At 66.7% G+C, this 20889-nt stretch carries 16 protein-coding genes; 14 read left to right on the top strand and 2 right to left on the bottom strand.

Annotation, left to right across the window (positions count from 1 at the left end; translation table 11 throughout):
* Nucleotides 1-622: 622 nt before the first annotated feature.
* The 9 genes from CWS72_RS26370 to CWS72_RS26410 all read left to right on the top strand — a co-directional run bounded on the left by CWS72_RS26370 (nt 623) and on the right by CWS72_RS26410 (nt 9648).
* A complete protein-coding gene (locus tag CWS72_RS26370) occupies nt 623-1054 on the top strand; it encodes an HPr kinase/phosphorylase (protein WP_101253652.1) in 432 nt (143 codons plus the stop codon).
* Nucleotides 1054-2025 (top strand): RNase adapter RapZ, encoded by a 972-nt coding sequence (gene rapZ, locus CWS72_RS26375; protein ID WP_101253653.1) that lies wholly within the window; start codon nt 1054-1056, stop codon nt 2023-2025. Before CWS72_RS26370 ends, rapZ begins: the two co-directional genes overlap by 1 nt.
* A 10-nt stretch (nt 2026-2035) precedes the next feature.
* A complete protein-coding gene (locus CWS72_RS26380) occupies nt 2036-2443 on the top strand; it encodes a PTS sugar transporter subunit IIA (protein ID WP_101253654.1) in 408 nt (135 codons plus the stop codon).
* Nucleotides 2444-2467: 24 nt separating this feature from the next.
* On the top strand, nt 2468-2770 hold the full coding sequence (locus CWS72_RS26385) for an HPr family phosphocarrier protein (protein WP_101253655.1): 303 nt from the start codon (nt 2468-2470) through the stop codon (nt 2768-2770).
* A gap of 8 nt (nt 2771-2778) precedes the next feature.
* Nucleotides 2779-4581, top strand: a complete 1803-nt coding sequence (gene ptsP, locus CWS72_RS26390) for a phosphoenolpyruvate--protein phosphotransferase (protein ID WP_101253656.1) — start codon at nt 2779-2781, stop codon at nt 4579-4581.
* Nucleotides 4582-4662: 81 nt separating this feature from the next.
* Nucleotides 4663-5955 (top strand): adenosylhomocysteinase, encoded by a 1293-nt coding sequence (ahcY, locus tag CWS72_RS26395; protein ID WP_101253657.1) that lies wholly within the window; start codon nt 4663-4665, stop codon nt 5953-5955.
* A gap of 180 nt (nt 5956-6135) precedes the next feature.
* Nucleotides 6136-8730 (top strand): PAS domain-containing sensor histidine kinase, encoded by a 2595-nt coding sequence (locus tag CWS72_RS26400; RefSeq protein ID WP_241911904.1) that lies wholly within the window; start codon nt 6136-6138, stop codon nt 8728-8730.
* A 50-nt stretch (nt 8731-8780) separates the two neighbouring features.
* Nucleotides 8781-9071, top strand: coding sequence for a YciI family protein (locus CWS72_RS26405; protein WP_101253658.1), 291 nt, complete (start codon nt 8781-8783; stop codon nt 9069-9071).
* A gap of 97 nt (nt 9072-9168) precedes the next feature.
* Complete coding sequence (locus tag CWS72_RS26410) at nt 9169-9648, top strand: nuclear transport factor 2 family protein (protein WP_101253659.1); 480 nt, start codon at nt 9169-9171, stop codon at nt 9646-9648.
* Between the two features lie 162 nt (nt 9649-9810).
* Here the strand turns inward: CWS72_RS26410 and CWS72_RS26415 are convergent, their stop codons facing one another.
* Nucleotides 9811-10833 (bottom strand): NAD(P)/FAD-dependent oxidoreductase, encoded by a 1023-nt coding sequence (locus CWS72_RS26415; protein ID WP_101253660.1) that lies wholly within the window; start codon nt 10831-10833, stop codon nt 9811-9813.
* A gap of 182 nt (nt 10834-11015) precedes the next feature.
* Entirely contained in the window at nt 11016-11651 is a 636-nt protein-coding gene (locus CWS72_RS26420; RefSeq protein ID WP_101253661.1) for a glutathione S-transferase family protein, read from the bottom strand.
* Nucleotides 11652-11759: 108 nt separating this feature from the next.
* Between CWS72_RS26420 and tsaE the strand changes: the two genes are divergently transcribed.
* The 5 genes from tsaE (at nt 11760) to addA (ending at nt 20685) form a co-directional block, all read left to right on the top strand.
* Entirely contained in the window at nt 11760-12272 is a 513-nt protein-coding gene (gene tsaE / locus CWS72_RS26425; RefSeq protein ID WP_241911905.1) for a tRNA (adenosine(37)-N6)-threonylcarbamoyltransferase complex ATPase subunit type 1 TsaE, read from the top strand.
* Nucleotides 12265-13260 carry an aminoglycoside phosphotransferase family protein gene (locus CWS72_RS26430; protein ID WP_101253663.1) on the top strand — a complete coding sequence of 332 codons (996 nt, stop codon included), beginning with the start codon at nt 12265-12267 and terminating at the stop codon, nt 13258-13260. Before tsaE ends, CWS72_RS26430 begins: the two co-directional genes overlap by 8 nt.
* Complete coding sequence (locus CWS72_RS26435; protein ID WP_101253664.1) at nt 13257-14000, top strand: nucleotidyltransferase family protein; 744 nt, start codon at nt 13257-13259, stop codon at nt 13998-14000. The genes CWS72_RS26430 and CWS72_RS26435 overlap by 4 nt, the downstream gene beginning before the upstream one ends.
* Nucleotides 14001-14002: 2 nt before the next feature.
* Nucleotides 14003-16927: a double-strand break repair protein AddB gene (gene addB / locus CWS72_RS26440; RefSeq protein ID WP_101253665.1), complete on the top strand. Its 2925-nt coding sequence runs from the start codon at nt 14003-14005 to the stop codon at nt 16925-16927.
* 293 nt (nt 16928-17220) lie between these two features.
* Nucleotides 17221-20685, top strand: coding sequence for a double-strand break repair helicase AddA (gene addA / locus CWS72_RS26445; RefSeq protein WP_101253666.1), 3465 nt, complete (start codon nt 17221-17223; stop codon nt 20683-20685).
* The last annotated feature ends 204 nt before the right edge of the window (nt 20686-20889 follow it).

Genomic DNA, 20889 nt, shown 5'->3' on the forward strand with positions numbered 1-20889 from the left:
GCGCGGGGCCTCAACGGCCCAGTCGCGGGCGATGCCCGCTCCGGTTATAAATTTTGTCCCTCAGGCGCCGGGCGGGCGCATCCGCGCCCTTGGCTTACGCGCGAACGCTCGCGCGGGGCCTCAACGGCCCAGTCGCGGGCGATGCCCGCTCCGGTTATAAATTTTGTCCCTCAGGCGCCGGGCGGGCGCATCCGCGCCCTTGGCTTACGCGCCAACGATGGCGCGGGGCCTCAACGGCCCAGTCGCGGGCGATGCCCGCTCCGGTTATAAATTTTGTCCCTCAGGCGCCGGGCGGGCGCATCCGCGCCCTTGGCTTACGCGCGAACGCTCGCGCGGGGCCTCAACGGCCCAGTCGCGGGCGATGCCCGCTCCGTTCCTCACCGGCACCGTCTTTTGTGTAACCCGACCGGAACCGGCTTTAGCCGGTGACTAGCGCGTTGAGCGCGCCGCAGCTTATGCCGGGAGCGCCAGCGGAGGCATAAGCGAGGAGAGCCAAGGGCGCGGATGCGCCCGCCCGGCGTTTGAGGGACATTTAAAGCCAAGCGGGCAGAGCCCGCGCCCCCGCCCGGCGTCTGAGGGCTATTTATTTGACTCCCGCTTACCGACAACGCACCTTGATTCGATGATTCGTTTGCATGGGACATGCGTGATAGTGGGGGAAAGCGGGGTTGTGCTGCGCGGGCCCTCGGGCGCCGGCAAATCAGACCTGGCGCTGCGCCTGATCGATACCGGGGCGCGTCTGGTCGCCGACGACCAGATGGAGATCGAGCGCGAGGACGATCGCCTGTCGGTCCGCGCGCCGACCACCATCGCCGGACTGATCGAAGTGCGCGGCGTGGGGATTCTGAAGATCGATCACGCGCCATCAGCCCCCCTCGATCTGATCGTCGATCTGGTCGCCGCGGAGATGGTTGAACGCCTGCCGCAGACGGAAACCGAGGAGATCTGCGGATTGGCCCGGCGGCGCCTGACCCTCTGTCCCTGGGAGTCCTCGGCCGCGGCCAAGGTTCGCCTTGCGGTGCGGGCGCTGACAGGGAATATAATGTCGATCTGATGACCGGTCATGATTCCATCGACGCATCGCCTAACCAAGGCGGCACCGACGCCGGCGGCGGCCCAAGGCCAACGCCCGGCGAACGGATCGATTCCCCGGCCGATAGCAGGGTCGGCAAGGTTGTCGTGGTCACCGGCCTGTCCGGCGCAGGCAAGAGCCATGCCCTCAAATCCCTGGAAGACCTGGGTTACGAGGCCGTCGACAATCTGCCCCTTTCGCTGCTGGCCGCGCTGATCCGACCGGGCGCCCTGGCCCGCCCGCTGGCCATCGGCATCGACATCCGCACGCGGGATTTCGCCGTTTCCGCCATGGCGGCCGAAATGGACCGCCTGATGCAGGAAAGCCATGTCGACCTGAGCCTGCTGTTCGTCGTCGCCGATGACGATGTGCTCTGTCGGCGCTTCACCGAGACCAGACGCCGCCACCCCCTGGCACCCGACCGGCCGCTGCTCGACGGCATCCGCCATGAACGCGAGCTGGTTTCGCCGCTGGAGGAACGCGCCGATCTGGTCATCGACACCAGCGCCTTGCCGCCGGCCGAGCTGAAACGCCTGCTGGCCGGCCATTTCGGCCTCGATCGCAAACCGTCCCTGGCGGTATTCGTCACCTCTTTTTCCTACCGTCAGGGGCTGCCGCGTGAAGCGGATCTGGTTTTCGACGCCCGTTTCCTTGATAATCCCCACTATGTTGCGGCGTTGCGTCCCTTGACCGGGCTCGACGCGCCGGTGGTCCGGCATGTCGAGGGGGACCCCGGTTTTCCACAATTCTTCACGGCGCTGACGGCTCTCCTGGACCCGCTGCTGCCGCGTTTCGCCGCCGAGGGCAAAAGCTATTTAACCATTGCCATCGGCTGTACGGGGGGGCGTCACCGATCCGTGGTGATCGCCGAAAAACTAGCCGGTTGGCTTCGCGAACGAGATCAGCAGGTCGAGCTGCGGCACCGCGAGCTTGAGGAGGGGAAAGCAAAGTGAAGGCTCAGCGATGATAGGAATGGTCCTCGTAACCCACGGACGCCTTGCCGATGAGCTGGTGGCCGCCCTTGAACATGTTGTCGGACCGCAGCCCAGCGTGGCTACCGTCTGCATCGGTCCGGACGACGACATGGAGCAGCGTCGGCGCGACATCCTGCAGTCGACGGCCAAGGTCGACGACGGCTCCGGCGTGGTGGTGCTGACCGACATGTTCGGCGGTACACCCTCCAATCTGGCCATATCCATCATGGATAAGGCTAAAGTCGAAGTGATCGCCGGCGTCAATCTGCCGATGCTGATCAAGTTGGCCAGCGTCCGTCACCACGAAAAGCTGGCCGACGCCGTGGCCAGCGCCCAGGAGGCCGGACGAAAATACATCAACGTCGCCTCACGTCTCCTGGCCCAGGACAATCATTAATCCGATAACGATCGATTCAGGGATATGCCTACAGATTCCGCAATACAGTCCGCTGCCGGAGAGCTCTCCCGCAGCGCCACCATTACCAACCGACGGGGCCTGCACGCCCGCGCCGCCGCGAAATTCGTCAAGCTGGCCAGCCAATTCCAGGCACAGGTTCTGGTGTCCAACCGTGGCATCGAGGTTTCGGGCCTGTCGATCATGGGTCTGATGATGCTGGCCGCCGGGCCGGGTTCGAACATCGAACTCAAGGGTTCCGGTGCCGACGCGGCGGAAGCGCTGGAGGCGCTTGGCGCGCTGATCGACGCCAAATTCGACGAAGACTGACGAATCCGATGACCGACACGCCCGACCGACCGTCCGTCCTTCCGGTGAGCGTGCCGCAGGACGAGCAGATATTTCACGGCCTGGGCGTCAGTCCCGGCGTCGCCATCGGCGTCGCCCATCTGCATGATTCCGGCAAGGTCAACGTCCCCGAATTCAAGATTTCACCGGACGGCCTGGATGCCGAACGTAGCCGTTTCGCCGAGGCGGTGGCGCGGGCCAGCCGGCAAGTCAGCCTTTTGCAGCGCAAGGCCCGCAGCATGCCGGGGTCGACCGGAGAGGAGTTGGGCTATCTGCTCGACGCCTATCAGCAGATGCTGAAGGGCTCGCGCCTGGTGCGTGGCGTCGACAGGCGGATCCGCGAGGAACGGATCAACGCCGAAGCCGCCGTGCAATGTGAAATCGACCAGATCGTCCAGGGCTTCGCCTCCATGGACGACGCCTATCTGGCGGCCCGCATCGAGGATATCAGGGACGTCGGGCGCCGACTGATCCGCAATCTGACCAAGACGCCCTTCAAGCCTTTTGCCCTGTTGCCCCGGAACGCCGTCATCCTGGCCGAGGAATTGACCCCGGCCGATACCGCGCTTCTCGATCCGGCCAAGGTGGCCGGATTTGCCACCGTGCTGGGCGGCGGCGCCAGCCATACCGCCATCATGGCTCGTTCGCTGGGACTGCCGGCCATCGTCGGCATGTCGGGCCTGCTCAACCGGGCGGGGGACGGGGCGGTGGCCGTCATCGACGGCACCGAGGGCAAGGTCATCCTCAATCCGACAGCGGAAACCCTGGTCGCCTACCGCCGCAAGCGGGCCCACTTTCTGAAACAGCGCCGCCAACTGCACCGGCTGCACAAGGTGCCGGCCGTCACCCGGGACGGAACCAGCATCAGCCTTCAGGCCAATCTGGAATTACCGGCGGAAATAGACGGTGTGCTGGCGGCCGGGGCGGCCGGTGTCGGCCTCCTGCGCAGCGAGTTCCTTTACATGAACCGCAGCGACCTGCCCGGCGAGGACGAACAGTATGAAATCATGGCGCAATTGGTGCGCCGTCTGGAAGGCCGGCCGCTGACCATCCGCACGCTGGATGCGGGCGGCGATAAAATGCCGGAATCGCTGGGTTTCGGCGACGGTCCCAACCCGGCCCTGGGTCTTCGAGCCATCCGCCTGTCGCTCAAGCATCCCGAGATCCTGGAGACCCAACTGGCGGCGATCCTGCGGGTCGGCGCCCTTGGCCCGGTGCGCATCCTGCTGCCGATGGTCTCGGCGGTCGAGGAGTTGCAAGCGGTGCGCGGCGTCATGGAACAGGTCGTCCGCCGGCTGAAGCGCCGCCATGTTCCCATCGCCAGCCCCCTGCCGCCGATCGGCACGATGATCGAGGTTCCCGGCGCCGCGCTGGCCGCCGACGCGCTGGCCTGGCAATCGGATTTCTTTGCCATCGGCACCAACGACCTTACCCAATACACGTTGGCCATCGACCGGGCCGACGAGGCGGTCGCCTATCTCTATAACCCGCTTCATCCGGCCGTGCTGCGACTCGTCCAGTTCTCCGCCGAAGCGGCGCTCAGGGCCCGCATTCCCATCTGTGTTTGCGGCGAGATCGCCGGCGACCCGCGCTATACCGCCTTGCTCCTGGGTTTGGGAATCCGCGAGCTTTCCATGGCGGCCACCAATATTCCCCGGGTCAAACAAAGGGTCCGCTGCCTTGACCTGGTGGCCGCCGCCGGTCGTGCCCGGGTCATCATGGATCAGTCGGATTCCACCCGCATCGCCCGACTGGTTGACGACTTCAACTCCGGGTTGCCGGATGGATCTTGATACTCTCGACTCTGAAGCGAGCTTGCCCCGCGGCGAGCGGGCTGCTATACGCCAAGAAATTTTATTCAAGGAGCCAATTCCATGAGCTTTGCCGATTACAAGGTCGCCGACATCTCCCTGGCCGAGTGGGGCCGCAAAGAGATCGACATGGCGGAAACCGAGATGCCCGGCCTGATGGCGCTCCGCGAGGAGTTCGGCGCCTCCAAGCCGCTGAAGGGCGCCCGGATCATCGGTTGCCTGCACATGACCATCCAGACCGCCGTTCTGATCGAAACCCTGACGGCGCTGGGCGCCTCGGTGCGCTGGAGCTCCTGCAACATCTTCTCAACCCAGGATCAGGCCGCCGCCGCCATCGCCGCCGCCGGCATTCCGGTGTTCGCCTGGAAAGGCGAAACGGAAGAGGAATTCTGGTGGTGCATCGAACAGACCCTGAAGGGTCCGGACGGCTGGACGCCCAACATGATTCTCGACGATGGCGGCGACGTCACCGCCATCATGCATGAGAAATATCCCGACGCCCTGAAGGACGTGCGCGGCATCTCGGAAGAAACCACCACCGGCGTGCACCGGCTTTACGAAATGGCCAAGAAGGGCAAACTTCTGGTCCCGGCCATCAATGTGAACGATTCGGTCACCAAATCGAAGTTCGACAATCTTTACGGCTGCCGGGAATCCCTGGTCGACGGCATCAAGCGCGCCACCGACGTGATGGTGGCCGGCAAGGTGGCGGTGGTTTGCGGCTTCGGCGACGTCGGCAAGGGCTCCGCGGCGAGCTTGCGCAGCCAGGGTGCGCGCGTGCTGGTCACCGAGATCGACCCGATTTGCGCCCTGCAGGCGGCAATGGAAGGCTATCAGGTGGAGACCATGGACGACGCCGCGTCCCAGGGCGACATCTTCGTCACCTGCACCGGCAATGTCGACGTGATCACCCTAGATCACATGCGCAAGATGAAACACCGGGCCATCGTCTGCAACATCGGTCATTTCGATAGCGAAATTCAGATCGCCTCGCTCAGAAATTACCGCTGGCACAATGTGAAGCCGCAGGTCGACGAGGTGGAGTTCCCCGACGGCAAGCGCCTGATCGTCCTCGCCGAGGGCCGTCTGGTCAATCTGGGCTGCGCCACCGGTCATCCCAGCTTCGTCATGTCGGCCAGCTTCACCAACCAGGTGCTGGCGCAGATCGAACTGTGGAATCACGCCGACAAATACGAACGCCAGGTCTATGTGCTGCCCAAGCACCTCGACGAGAAGGTGGCGCGGCTGCATCTCAGCAAGATCGGGGTCAAGCTGACCGCCCTGACGCCTGCGCAAGCCGAGTATATCGGCGTGACCGTCGAAGGACCGTTCAAGCCGGATACCTATCGTTATTAAGGTCCTTTGCTGAATCAGGGTCCGGTCGGAATGACGGCGTCATTCCGACCGGACCCCTTGCCCGATAACCTCCGACCCTTGTGTTTTCGGCCATTCGCGGGCACCTTTGGATTAATCAAGGAGCCTGACGTCCGTATGACGGACCATCGCCACACCGAAACCACCCTTTCATACGCGGATATGCGCGCTTCCCTCCGGCGTCTGATCTGCGCCGGCCTTGCGTTTTTTTTGCCCGCCGCCGCAGAGGCGCAAACCCTCGACTTCCGCCCCGACGAGGTGATGCCGTTGGCCATCGGCACCATCATTCTGCTGCTGATGGTGTTTCTGCCGGTCACCCTGTGGCTGCGCAGCCAACTTCATCAGGCGATCGCCGAAACCGGCAGTCTGGACGTGGAGCGCAGTCGCCTGGATGAAATCCTCGCCTCGACCCCCGACGGCTTCTATCGGTGGAACCTTGCCGCCGACGGCACCATCCAGTCCGAGAATTGCTCTCGCCGTCTGGCGGTCCTGCTCGGCCTTTTCGGCGGCACCAGCGCCACCTATGCCGACATTCTGGAAAACTTCGACGAGGAGGCGACCGGGACGCTGGATATGGCGGTCGCCGCCTTGCATGGCCAGGGCCGCGGATTCGACCTGGAACTGCCCCTGCGCGAAGGGGGGCGGCGCGTTTTGGTGATCGGCAGCCGCGCCGCCGACGCCCAAGGCACCCCGCTCGCCGATGTCCTTTGGGTACGCGACGTCACCGAAGGAGCGGCGGCGGTGGAAAACCTGTCCCACGAGCGCCACGACCTGGGCGCCGAACGGGACCGTCTGCGCGCCGTGCTGGATGCGCTGCCCATGCCGGTCTGGATGCGCGACGGCGACCTGGCCCTGGTCTATTGCAACCAGGCCTATGCCAGGGCGGTGGATGCCGAAGCGCCGGAGGCCGCCGCCGAGGCGGGGGTGGAACTGGTGCCGGGCGCCGCACTGCGCGAAGCCCGGGCCCTGGCCGCCCGGGCCCGGGCTTCCGGCCTGTTGCGCAGCGAATCCTTCCATCTGGTGATGGAAGGGGCGCGGCGTCTGGTGGAGCTGACGGAAACGCCTTTTCCGGCGGAAGGCGACGGCGGCCTGATGACCGTCGGGATCGCCATCGACCGCACCCGCCAGGAGGAACTGCAGATCCAGATGGACCGGCATGTCGCCGCCCATGCCGAAGTGCTGGAAAATCTCGGCACCGCCATCGCGATCTTCTCCAGCGACACCCGTCTGTCCTTCTACAACACCGCCTTTTCCATGTTGTGGCAGCTCGAAACCGACTGGCTGGGCACCGAACCGACCTATGGCAATCTGCTCGACACCCTGCGCGAGCATCGCAGACTGCCCGAGGTCGTCGACTATCGCGCCTACAAGGAGGAGGAACTCCGCCGCTTCACCTCCCTTTTGGAAGCGCAGGAGGACCTTCTTCATCTTCCCGACGAACGCACGCTGCGCCGCATGGTATCGGCCCATCCTTTCGGCGGGTTGCTGTTCACCTACGAGGATGTCACCGATGCCCTCGCCCTCGAACGTTCACACAAGACGTCGCTCGCCGTGCACCGCGAGACGCTGGACAATCTGCATGAGGGCGTCGCCGTTTTCTCCTCGGATGGCAAGTTGCGCCTGTCCAACCCGGCCTATGGACGCATTTGGAACCTGTCGCCGGAGGATCTGAACACCGAGCCGCATCTCAGCGAACTGGTGGAGCGGCACCATGACTATTTCACCACCGCGACCGACTGGCCGGCGGTGCGCGACTGGATGCTGGCGCTCTCCTCCGAGCGCGAGGCGCGACATGGCCGTATCGAACGTTCCGACGGCGCCATCCTGGATTACGCCTCGGTCCCGCTTCCCGACGGGGCGGTACTGACCACCTGGCTCGACGTCAGCGACTCCGCCCAGGTGGAAAGAGCATTGCGGGAGCGCAACGAAGCCTTGGCGGCGGCGGACCGGCTGAAAAGCGAATTCATCGCCAATGTCAGCGCCGAAGTCCGCACACCGCTGACCACCATTCTCGGCTTTTCGGAAATCCTCGGTCTCGGTTATTTCGGGCCGCTCAATCCGCGGCAGCTCGAATATGCCAAGGGAATTACCGAGGCCGGAAATTATCTGCTGCAGGTCCTGTCCGACATTCTCGATCTGGCCACCATCGAGGCCGGCCAGATGACGCTGTCGCTGAACGCGGTCGACGTCCATGCCATGTTGACCGCCGTCCTGCAATTGACCCGCGAACGGCTGCGCGAAAAGCAATTGGTGCTCAATTTCGACTGCCCGCTCGACGTCGGCTGGATGGTGGCCGACGAACGGCGTATTCGGCAGGTTCTCTTCAGCCTGTTGTCCAATGCCGTCAAATTCACGCCGCCCCACGGCCAGATCACTCTGGCCGCCATGCGGGCCAAGAGCGAGGTCGGCGAGGAGATCCTTTTCACCGTCGCCGATACCGGCCGTGGCATCGCCCCCGAGGAACAGCAAATGATCTTCGGCAGCTTCGTGCGCGGCACCGGCCAGGGCTCGCCCACGGGTATCATGCCCTCGGGCGCCGGGCTTGGGCTGTCCCTGGTGAAGAACTTCGTCGAATTGCACGGCGGACGCATCGAGCTGGCGTCGGTTCCGGCGGAGGGCACCACCTTCATCATCCATCTGCCGTCCGGCAATGCCGATCCCCTGAAGACGGCGCCGCCACTGGTTACATTGCGAAAACGAAATAAAGTCGGGTCGTCGCTGGAAAATCTGACCGACGACGACAAAATACCGAATTGACGGTGCCGCCCGCGACTTTGATTCCCATCCCAACAGGCAAGGACGCTTCCATGTTCATCGTCATTCTGCGCTATACCGCCCCCTTGGCCGACCTCGACAAGGTGGTCGACGCCCACCGCGAATGGGTGGGAAAAGGATTCTCCGACGGGGTTTTTCTACTCTCCGGCCCGCAAAACCCGCGAACCGGCGGGGCCATCCTGGCGCATGGACTGAGCCGCGGCGAATTGGATGCCCGTCTGGCCCAGGACCCCTTCAACAAGGGACGGCTCGCCGATTACGAGGTGATCGAGCTGGCGCCGCGCGCCGCCGACCCCCGTCTGGATTTCCTGCTCGCCGACTGACGGATGAGCTACCGGATGACGGCCAGCGCCCGATGGTCTTTTCGATGTCAATGATGATACAGACCTGTCTACCTCATTCTTGAACAAGGAGGCCCTTATGTCAGCCGACGCCGAGCGACGTCCCCCCCTGCCGCCGTTCACCCTGGAAAGCGCCATCCAGAAGGTCCGCGCCGCTGAGGATGCCTGGAATTCCCGTGATCCCGACAGGGTCGCCCTGGCTTATACGCCCGACAGCCGTTGGCGCAACCGGGCCGAATTCGTCAACGGCCGCACGGAAATCGCCGAACTGCTGCGCCGCAAATGGACGCGTGAGCTGGATTACCGGCTGATCAAGGAAATCTGGGCCTTCGGCGGTTCCCGGATCGCCGTCCGCTTCGCTTATGAATGGCATGACGATGCCGGCAACTGGTTCCGCTCTTACGGCAACGAGAATTGGGAATTCGCCGACACCGGCCTGATGGCGGTGCGCCACGCCTCGATCAACGATCTGCCGATTCGCCCCGAGGACCGAAAATTCTTCTGGCCCCTGGGCCGCCGCCCCGACGACCATCCGGGCCTCGGGGAGCTCGGTCTCTAGAGGGTCGAACGTCAAATCTGACGCACGACACTCTAGAAGCGGCCATTGAGGCCGCTGCCAAGCACGCGGAGCGTGCGCTAAGGCCAAGGGCTTGAAAAACAAGCCGAGCGTGATGCCGATTTAAGGCTTCACGCTAAAGTCTGAATCCGCCTCTGGACGGTATTACGCGACCGGCACGCCGGTGGTGGTGGAATGCTCGAAATGCAGGGACTGGTCGGGACGGGCGATGGCATGGGCGGCCTGCGCCGCCATGGCGGCTTCCGAGAAACCCTGCAGGATCAGCTTCAGCTTGCCCTTGTAGCCGGCGACGTCGCCGACGGCGAAAACGCCTTTGAGATTGGTCGACAAGCTGGCCGGATCGACGGTGATTTGCGATCCGTCCATTTCCAGACCCCATTTGGCGATCGGACCCAACTGGCTGGCCAGTCCGAAGAACGGCAGCAGGATATCGGCCGGCAGGCTCTTGGTCTGGCCGTCCAAAGTGGCGACGCGCACCGCTTCCAGGCGGCCGTCGCTTCCCTCCAGCCCGTCCAACTGATAAGGCACCACCAGATCGATCCGCCCCGAATCGGCCAGGGCCTTCAGTTTGGCTTCCGATTCGGGCGCGGCGCGGAATTTGGGCCGGCGGTGCACCACCATGATTTTTTCCGCCACTTCCGAGAGCGAGATCGCCCAATCCACCGCGGAATCGCCGCCGCCAGCGATGACGACTCGTTTGCCGCGGAAGGCTTCGCGCTTCTGGACCAGATAGAAGACGCTTTTGCCTTCGAAGGCGGCGAGACCGTCGAGCGGCGGCCGGTTGGGACCGAAGGCGCCGGCCCCGGCGGCGATCACCACCACCGGGGCGATCAGCACCCGCCCGTCGGACAGCTCCACTTCCCATCGCCCGTCGGGCAGGCGGGCCAGGGTTTCAACGCTGGCTTCCAGATGGAATTTCGGATGAAAAGGCGCCGCCTGCTCGGCCAGCCGATCAACCAGCTCGGTGGCGACGATCTTCGGGAATCCGGGAATGTCATAGATCGGCTTTTCCGGATAAAGCGCCGTCAATTGCCCGCCGATGGCCGGCAGGGCGTCGACCACATGGCATTTGAGCCTGAGCATGCCCAGCTCGAAAACGGCGAAGAGACCAACCGGCCCGGCCCCGATGACGATGGCATCGGTTTCGGCGCGCATTCCAGAAGACATCGTTCGAAAACCCCTAAATTTTTCATCGCACAAGAGCCCAGAGAATGGGCACCCGCCGGAGGCGAATCAAGGACGGGCATCCGGGGAAATCGGGTGACCGCGCGCGAGGGGCCAAGAATTTAAACCAGGGCAAGCGGGGGTTCACCCGACTGCCCTGGGCAGGCAGCCAAGACAAGCGGGCTTTAAGCGCGCATGTCCTGGAACGAAACCATCACATGCTCGCGATAGGCGGGGCGCTGCTGCAGACGCCGATACCAGCCTTCCACATTGGGCAGGGAAGGCCGCTCGATATCGAGTTCGAAATAGCGATAAAGGGTCGTCCCGGCCGGAATGTCGGCCAGGGAAAGCTCATCGCCCAGCAGATAGGGCCGGTCGGCCAGGATGCGGTCGACCAGGCCGAACAGGGACGCGCACTGTTCCAGGCTTTTGTTGATGGCCGGCCAATTCCTCTCGGCTTCCGGAGTCCGAAAGTAACCCAGGAAAACGCCGTTGAGGAAGGTCGGTTGCAAAGCGCTCTGGGCCCAGTCCATCCAGCCGTCGACGGGTGCCCTGGCTGCCGGATTCTGGCCCCAGAAGGATTCCTCGCCGTAACGCGCGGCGAGATAGCGCAGGATCGCATGAGATTCCCACACCGCGACGTCGCCATCTTCGACAACCGGAATCTTTCCATGCGGATTGAGCGCGCGGAAGGCCGGCTCGTCGAGCCGGCCGAACTTGCCGCCGGCGGGAATATGCTCGTAGTCGAGTCCCAATTCGCCCACCAGCCACAGAACCTTTTGGACGTTGAAGGAATTACGACGGCCCCAGACTTTCAACATGCTCACTCTCCAGCGGCTTGATCCAACGCAGGCGGAAGCTTCGATCTTTCCGCCGACGGCTGCAAAGAGTTTTCCAAGGAATTTTGGTGACGTGATGGCAAATTTCCGATGATCCTGGGTCATTGCGCCAGGCCTGCCGCCACGTTACAAAGTCTGATGGTCATCATCCTCGATCTGGCGGACGAAGCCGCCACCCACCGGCTCGGCGCGACACTGGCCGGTCTTGCCGCCGCCGGCGACGTCATCGCGCTCGAAGGCGATCTGGGCAGCGGCAAGACGGCGCTGGCCCGAGCCTTCATCCGCGCCCTGACCGGACCCGAGGAGGAGGTGCCGAGCCCGACCTTCACCTTGGCGCAGCTCTACGATTGCGAAAACGCAACGATCTGGCATTTCGACCTTTACCGGCTGGAAAAACCCGAGGACGCCTTGGAACTGGGAATCGAGGACGCTTTCGCCGAAGGCATCAGCCTGATCGAATGGCCCGACCGGCTGGGCGGCTGGCTGCCGGCCGACCGCCTGACCGTGGCACTTTCATCCGGCACCGGGGCCGGATCACGCCGGGTTCGGCTCACCGGCGGCCCGGCCTGGACCACCCGCTTGCAGGAGACTTTTGGTGACTGATCGCGAAAGGCTGATCGCAACCTTTCTCACCCGACACGGCTGGGGTGAGGCGAAACGCGGAAAATTGGCCGGAGATGCCTCGTTCCGCCGCTATGACCGGCTGGTGGCGCCGGATGGAGGGCGGGCCGTGCTGATGGACGCCCCGCCGCCCCGGGAGGACGTGCGCCCCTTCATGGCCATCGAGGCCCATCTGCTGGCCCTGGGCTACAGTGCCCCCCGACTGTTCGCCGCCGATGCGCAAGCCGGCCTGCTGCTGCTCGAAGATCTGGGCGACGAAACCTTCACCCTGCTGCTGGCCGCCGGCGAACGCGAGGCCGATCTCTACCGTCTCGCCGTCGACCAGTTGATCGACCTGCATGGCCGGGGCGAAGCCGCCGTTCCCCGGGGTCTGGCTCCTTACGACGATGAGAGGCTGCTGACGGAAGCCTTCTTGCTCACCGATTGGTACGCGCCGGAAATGAATCCCTTGCCGGCCGGCGCCCGCGACGACTACGCCACCCTCTGGCGAGCCCTGTTCCCGACGGCGCGCGCCGTGCCCGAAACCCTGGTGCTGCGCGATTTCCACGTCGACAATCTGCTACGCCTGGCCGGACGTCCGGGAGTGGCCGCCTGCGGCCTGCTCGATTTCCAGGACGCTGTGGCCGGGCCGATCACCTACGATCTGATGTCGCTGCTGGAAGACGCCCGCCGCGATATCGATCCGGCCCTGATCGCCACCTTGCGGAACCACTATCTGCAAGCCTTTCCCCACCTCGACCGGCAGGCCTTCGACGCCTCCTGGGCGGTGCTGGCGGCACAGCGCCACGCCAAGGTCATCGGCATTTTCACAAGGCTGTGCCGGCGCGACGGCAAGCCGATCTATCTGCGGCACATTCCCCGGCTCTGGCGGCTGCTGGAGCGGGCTTTGGCCCACCCCAGGCTGGCCGATCTGAAAAATTGGTTCGACCGGTATCTTCCGGAAGGCAAACGCGGAGTGCCGCTGCCATGATGCCCAGCCACGCGATGCTCCTGGCCGCCGGATTGGGCCTGCGCATGCGGCCCCTGACCCTGACAGTGCCCAAACCGCTGATTCCGGTGGCCGGGCGGACCATGCTGGACCGCATTCTCGATCATCTGGACGCGGCCGGGGTCGGCCAACGCGTCGTCAACACCCATTGGCTGGGGGAGACGCTCCACCGGCATCTGGCCGGGCGAATCGACATCGTCTTTTCCGACGAGGCCGAACTGCTGGAAACCGGGGGCGGCGTCCTGAAGGCGCTGCCGCTTTTGGGAGCGGATCCGTTCTTCGTCTGCAACGCCGATATCGTCTGGACCAACGGCCCCGCCCCGGCGCTCGGCCGCTTGGCCGACGCCTGGGACGGCGAGAAGATGGATGCTCTGCTGCTGATGCAGCGCACCGCCACGGCCTTTGGCTATGACGGCCCCGGCGATTTCTTTCTCGATTCCGCCGGACGGGCCACGCGGCGGCGGGAGAAGGAGGTCAGCCCCACCTTGTTCGCCGGCGTGCAGATCCTGCATCCCCGGCTGTTTTCCGAGGCGGCGCCCGGCAAGTTCTCGCTCAACCGGCTCTATGACCGGGCCGAGGCCGACGGGCGGCTCTATGGGATCGTCCATGACGGCGGCTGGTACCATATCGGCACGCCCGACGCCCTGGCCGAGGCCGAGGACCTGATCGGGGCCGGGGCCGGGGCCGGGGCCCCGGCCGACCTCCTCCCGTCCGTGACCTGACGATGAGCCCCTCGGTCTTCACCATCCCGCCGGGCGAGAGTTTCGTCGACGCACTGGCCGCCGGACTGATGGAGGAGACCGCGGGCGATCCCCTGGCCCTGTCGGCCATGCTGATCCTGCTGCCGACCCGCCGCGCCTGCCGGGCCCTGCGCGAGGCCTTCCTGCGCCGCTCGGCCGGCCGGCCGCTGCTCCTGCCCCGGCTGCGCCCGCTGGGCGACGCCGACGAGGAGGAACTCGCCCTCTCCGACGGCGGCGACATCACTCTGCCGCCCGCCGTTCCGCCCCTGCGCCGACAATTGCTGCTGGCCCGTCTGATCCTGGGAATGGGCGGCGGCCGGGGCGGGCAGGCGCCGGGACCGGAGCAGGCGGTCGAACTGGCCGGCGAACTGGGTCGCCTGCTCGACCAGGTGCATACGGAAGGCCTGGACTTCGGCGGGCTGGCCGGCCTGGTTCCGGCGGATTACGCGACCCACTGGCAGCTCACCCTCGACTTTCTCTCCATCCTGACCAGCCATTGGCCGGCCATCCTGGCCGAACAGGGATGGATGGAGGCGGCGCTCCGCCGCAACCAGCTGCTCGATCTGCAGGCCGACCGCTGGCTGGCCGCCCCTCCGACCTTTCCGGTGCTCGCCGCCGGGTCGACCGGATCCATCCCGGCGACGGCCCGCCTGCTGACGGTGGTCGCCGGCCTGCCCACCGGACGGCTGGTCCTGCCCGGCCTCGACCGGACGATGGATCCGGCCAGCCGCGCCGCCCTCGACCAGACCCATCCGCAGAGCGGTCTCTACCATCTGCTCGATCGCCTCGACCTGCCGCCCGAGAAGGTCGCCTTGTGGCCGGGAAGCAAGGCGGGGCCCCGCGACCGGCTGATCAGCGAAACCATGCGGCCGGCCGCCACCACCGAGGCGTGGCGGCATCTCGGCCCGGACATCACCGCCGCCGCGCTTGCCGGCATCACCCGGCTCGACTGCGCCGGTCCCCGGGAAGAGGCCGGCGCCATCGCCCTGATGATGCGCGAAACGCTGGAAACGGACGAACGGACCGCCGCCCTGGTCACCCCGGATCGCGACCTGGCGCGACGGGTCGCCGCCGACCTCAGACGTTATGGTATCGAAATAGACGATTCGGCGGGAACGTCCCTGGGCCTCACCCCGGTGGGCGCCTTCCTCGCGCTGTCCGCCCAGATGGTCGCCGACGACTTCGCCCCCCACGCCACCCTGGCCGCGCTCAAGCATCCGCTGGCCATGGGCGGGCTGTCCCCGGGAGCCTTCCGGACGCGCGTGCGCCGCCTGGAGCGCCAGGTGCTGCGCGGGCCTCGGCCGGGGCCGGGCGTGGCCGGACTGATCGCCGCCCTGGCCGAGAAAAGCGATTTGCGCCCCTGGCTGTCGACCCTGGCCGAGGCGACCGGCGACTTCGCCACCTTGATGGGCCGTCCGGCGGTCCCCCTGGCCGACCTGCTGCGGGCCCATATCGCCTGCGCCGAACGGCTGGCCGACGACGACCAGCGTACCGGCGCGGCCCGTCTGTGGAAGGGCGAAGCGGGGGAAGCCGCCGCCGATTTCATCGCCGACCTGGCTCTGGCCGCCGACGTGCTGCCGGCCATCGGTCCCCGCGGCTATCCCGGACTGCTGGCCGCCCTGATGACGGGAATCGTCGTCCGTCCGGCCTGGGGCGGCCATCCCCGCCTGGCCATTTGGGGTCCCCTGGAAGCCCGGCTTCAGCACGCCGACCGCTTGATCCTGGGCGGCCTCAACGAGGGATGCTGGCCGCCCGACGCCGCCGCCGACCCATGGATGAGCCGGCCGATGCGCAAAAGCTTCGGCCTGCCGCTGCCCGAACGCCGCATCGGTCTCGCCGCCCATGACTTCGCCCAGGCCTTCGCCGCGCCCGAGGTGATCCTGACCCGCGCCGCCCGTATCGAAGGCGCGCCCACCGTGCCGTCCCGCTGGCTGCTCCGCCTTGATGCCGTCCTGCAGGCCGCCGGCATCGCCCTGCCCCGGCCGGCCCGGGACTGGCTGTCCTGGCAGGAGGCCCGCGACCGGCCCGACCGTTACGCGCGGCCGGCGGCCCCCGCCCCGACCCCACCGGTGGCGGCCCGCCCGCGCGAGCTGTCGGCCACCGCCATCGAAACCTGGATGCGCGATCCCTACGCCGTCTATGCCCGCAAGATCCTGGGCCTCGACGCCCTCGACCCCATCGATGCCGATCCGGGCGCCGCCGATTACGGCACCCTGGTCCATGGCGCGCTCGACGCCTTCATCAAGGCCCATCCGCGAGGCGCCCTGCCGGCCACCGCCCTGGAGGAACTGTTGGCGCTCGGACGGGGCAACTTCGCCGCGGCGGCGGCCCGGCCCGGCCTGTGGGCCTTCTGGTGGCCGCGCTTCGAACGGGTCGCCGGCTGGTTCATCTTCCATGAGGCGGCCCGGCGTCATCTCCTCACCGAGGCGGCCAGCGAGATCAGCGGCGCCCTGGAGATCGCCGCCCCCGGCGGGCCGTTCCGGGTCACCGCCAAGGCCGACCGCATCGACCGCATGGCCGACGGCACGCTCGCCATCATCGACTACAAGACCGGTGCCCCGCCGACCGCCAAGGAGGTGGCCGCCGGTTACGCCCCGCAATTGCCCATCGAGGCGGCGATCGCCCGCCACGGCGGCTTTCCGGGAATTCCGGCGGCCGATGTCGGACAATTGCTTTATTGGCGCCTGTCGGGAAGCCCGCCGGGCGGCGAGGAACGCTCGGCCGGCGACGACGCTCTGTCGCTGGCCGAACAGGCGCTGGTCGGCCTGGCCGAGCTGATCGCCCGTTTCGATGACGAATCGACCCCCTACGCCGCCCGCCCGCACCCCGAGATGGCGCCAAAATACAGCGACTATCTGCACCTGGCCCGGGTCAAGGAATGGTCGAGCGCCGAGGAGGGCGAGGAATGACGGCCGTATCTCGACAGCCTGCGGAAAAGAGGAACCACCAAGGCACCAAGGCACCAAGGCGTTTCCCGAAATGGCGACCGACGGGATATGCCAGCGCGCCGCAGGCAATCCTCCGTTCGTCCGGCGCGAGATGGCTGGTGACGGGCAGAAATGCCCGCGGCGCGCTCCGGCCCCTTGGTGCCTTGGTGTCTTGGTGGTTTTCCCGGCCGCAGGTCCCCCGCGTCGCCGCCGGCCTCGCGACAGGGCCCGGCGAGACATGGGCGCCATTTTCATTCTTTTCCGGAGGTCGCTGAATGGCCGGCATCGCCATCGATCCGGAAGTTCCGCAGCGGCAGGCGGCCGATCCCGGCACCTCGGTCTGGGTCGCGGCCTCCGCCGGGACCGGCAAGACCAAGGTGCTGACCGACCGGGTGCTGAGCCTGCTGCTTGCCGGAAACGCACCCGAGCGGTTGCTTTGCCTGACCTTCACCAAGGCGGCGGCGGCCGAGATGTCCAACCGGATTTCCTTCAGGCTGGCCGGCTGGGCCACCGACGATGATACCCGACTGGCCGCCGACCTTGCCCGTCTGACCGGCCGGCCGGCCGGTGAAGCCGATCTGACGCGGGCACGGCGCCTGTTCGCCCAGGTGCTCGACACGCCCGGCGGCATGCGGATCGAAACCATCCACGCCTTCTGCCAGTCGCTGCTGCGCCGCTTCCCCCTGGAAGCCGGCCTCGCCCCGCATTTCCAGGTGATGGACGACCGCGACGCCGGCGAAATGCTGGCCCAGGCCCGCGAGGAGGTGCTGGCCGCCGCCCGCGACGGGGCGGGAGATGGACCTGGGGGAAAACTGGCCGAGGCGCTGGCGGTGATCACCGGGGCCGTCCACGAAACGGCTTTTCCCGATCTGATGGCCGAACTGACCGGCGTGCGCGGCCGGCTGCGGCGGCTGATCGACCACCATGACGGGCGGGACGGGGTGATCGACGCCCTTCGCCGGCGCCTGGGATTGGAAGCGGATGACACGGCGTACGGCCTGGTCCGGCGAGCGGTATCCGACGGAGCTTTCGACGCCGGCGGCTGCAGGGCGGCGATGCGGGCGCTGCAGGGCGGCAAGGCGGGCGACCAGGAACGGGCCGGCCTGATGAACGCCTGGCTGGCCGCCTCGGAGGATGAGCGCCTCGACCGGTTCGCCCTGTGGCAGAGCGCCTTCCTCACCGGCAAGGGCGAAATCCGCGCCCGGCTCTGCACCAAGGACGTGGAAGCCCGGGTTCCGGGCACTTTGGCCATTTTGCAAAGCGAAGCCGAACGATTGTTCGGGCTCGCCGGCCGGCTCCGAAGCGCCGTCACGCTGGCCTCCACCGCCTCGCTGCTAACCCTGGGCGAGGGCCTTTTGGCATCCTATGAGCGCCAGAAGACGGCCCGCGCCATGCTCGATTACGACGATCTCATCCTGGCAGCCGTTACGCTTTTGGAACGACCTGGATCGGCGGCCTGGGTCCTCTACAAGCTCGATGGCGGCATCGACCATGTGCTGATCGACGAGGCACAGGACACCAACCCCGACCAATGGCGGGTGATCCGGGCGCTGACCGGGGAATTCTTCGCCGGCGAGGGACAACGCCGGGCGGGCGAGCGCACGGTGTTCGCCGTTGGCGACGCCAAACAGTCGATCTACAGCTTCCAGCGGGCCGACCCGCGGGAGTTCGAGGCGATGCGCGGGTGCTACGCCGCCCAGGTCCCGGCCGCCCAAGGCCGCTGGGCCGAAGTGGCGTTGTCGGTCTCGTTTCGCTCGGCGCCGGCCGTGCTGGACGCCGTCGACCGGGTAATCAACAGCCCGGCGGGCGGCGACGGAGTGGTGGCGCCCGGTCAGACGGTAACCCACCTGGCCTTCCGCGAGGGAGCCGCCGGACTGGTCGAGATATGGCCGCCGATCCGGCCGGCGGCGCGCGACGAGCCCGAGCCCTGGAAGCCGCCGGTCGAACGGGTCAAGGGCGACAGTCCGCGCGCCCGCCTGGCGCAACTGGTCGCCCGGCGCATCGAGGCGATGGTCAAGGGTGGCGAGATTCTCGCCTCGCGGGGGCGGCCGATCCGGCCGGGCGACGTTCTGGTGCTGGTCCGCCGCCGCAACGCCTTCGTCGAGGAACTGGTCCGCGAATTGAAGACCCTGGGCATCGCGGTGGCCGGCGCCGACCGCATGGTGCTGACCGAGCAGTTGGCGGTGATGGACCTGATGGCCCTGGCCAATGTCATGCTGCTGCCCGACGACGACCTGACCCTGGCCACCGTGTTGAAGGGCCCGCTGATCGGATTGTCCGAGGAGGACCTGTTCCGGCTGGCCTGGGGCCGGCGCGGCGGACTTTGGGAGGCCTTGCGCGAACGATCGGGCGAGGAGCCCTTCGCCGCCGCCTGGCGGCAGCTTTCCGAATGGCTGAGCCTGGCCGACCAGATGCCGCCCCACGATTTCTTCGCCCGGGTATTGACCGAAGGCGGCAAGAGCCGGCTGCTCGCCCGCCTGGGACTGGAAGCCGAGGATCCGCTCGATGAATTCGTCACCCTGACGCTGGCCTACGAGCGTGGCCATCCCCCTTCGCTGCAAGGCTTCCTGCGCTGGCTGGAGGAAGGCGCGGTGGAAATCAAGCGCGATCTCGAACAGGGCGACGTCGATGCCGTCCGCATCATGACCGTGCATGGCGCCAAGGGATTGCAGGCCCCCATCGTCTTCCTGCCGGACACCTTGCAGGTGCCGACCCGCCCGCCGCGCCTTCTATGGCTGGACGAGGGGGAGAGCGAATTGCTGGCCTGGCCCCCCAGGGCCGACGACCAGGACGAAAACTGCCGGGCGGCGCGCGATGCCGCCAATCGGCGACGCGATGAGGAATACCGGCGGCTTCTCTATGTCGCCATGACCAGGGCCGAAGACCGGCTTTACGTCTGCGGCTGGGAAACCCGGCGGGCGGCGGCCGGACATTGCTGGTATCGCCTGATCGAGGGGGCATTGCGTCCCCTCTGCGAACCCGAACCCGACACGTTCCTCGACAGCCAGCGCGGAATGGATGACATCCGGGTCCTCCGGCTGATCTCACCCCAGACGGCCGCCGTCGTCTCCGGTCGCGAGGGCGCGAGGGCGCCGTCCCCGGCGCCACTGCCGGACTGGGCGCGGCTGCCGGCACCGCCCGAACCGGTGCCTCCCCGGCCCTTGGCCCCGTCGCGCCCCGACGAGGACGAGCCCGAGGTCCGCTCGCCCTATGGCACCGGCGGCGATGCGGCGCGTTTCCAGCGCGGCCGGCTGATCCACCGGTTGCTGCAATCGCTGCCCGACCTTGCCACGGCCAAACGCAACGAGGCCGCCGCCCGCTTCCTCGGACGGCCGGGCTGGGCCTTGAGCTTCGCCGAGCAGGCGGCCCTGGCCGGCGAGGTGGTGGCCATCCTGAACGATCCGGAGTTCGCTCCGATCTTCGGACCGGGCAGCCGGGCCGAAGTGCCGGTGGTCGGCCAGGTGGGCGAGCGCATTCTCTCGGGCCAGGTCGACCGGCTTCTGGTCACCGAAAAGGACGTCCTGATCGTCGATTTCAAGACCAACCGCCCGCCGCCCCGCCGCCCCGCCGACGTGGCGGCGGTCTATCTGCGCCAGATGGCGGCCTACCGCGCCGCGCTGGCCTGCATCTATCCGGGCCGCACCATCCGCTGCGCCCTTCTGTGGACCGACGCGCCGCGCCTGATGGCCCTCGACAATGCCGTTCTCGACGACGCCCTGTCGGGACTGACGGGAAGGTAATCCCCCCGTCACCGTCGCCGGATATCGACGCCCCTTGCAGGGCAATCGGGTGAACGCGCGCGAATTGCTTCTCAGAGAGTGACTCTCGTCGCCTTGGCGCGATGAGCGGTGCGTCAGGAAAGCTGGCGCGATCCGGCCGGTGGAAGTCCGGCCCAGGTAAGGGGTAGCGCCCGCCTGGTAACGAGTGTTGCGGGGTCGTCGGTG

Source organism: Telmatospirillum siberiense, from assembly GCF_002845745.1.
Classification (GTDB): domain Bacteria; phylum Pseudomonadota; class Alphaproteobacteria; order Rhodospirillales; family Magnetospirillaceae; genus Telmatospirillum; species Telmatospirillum siberiense.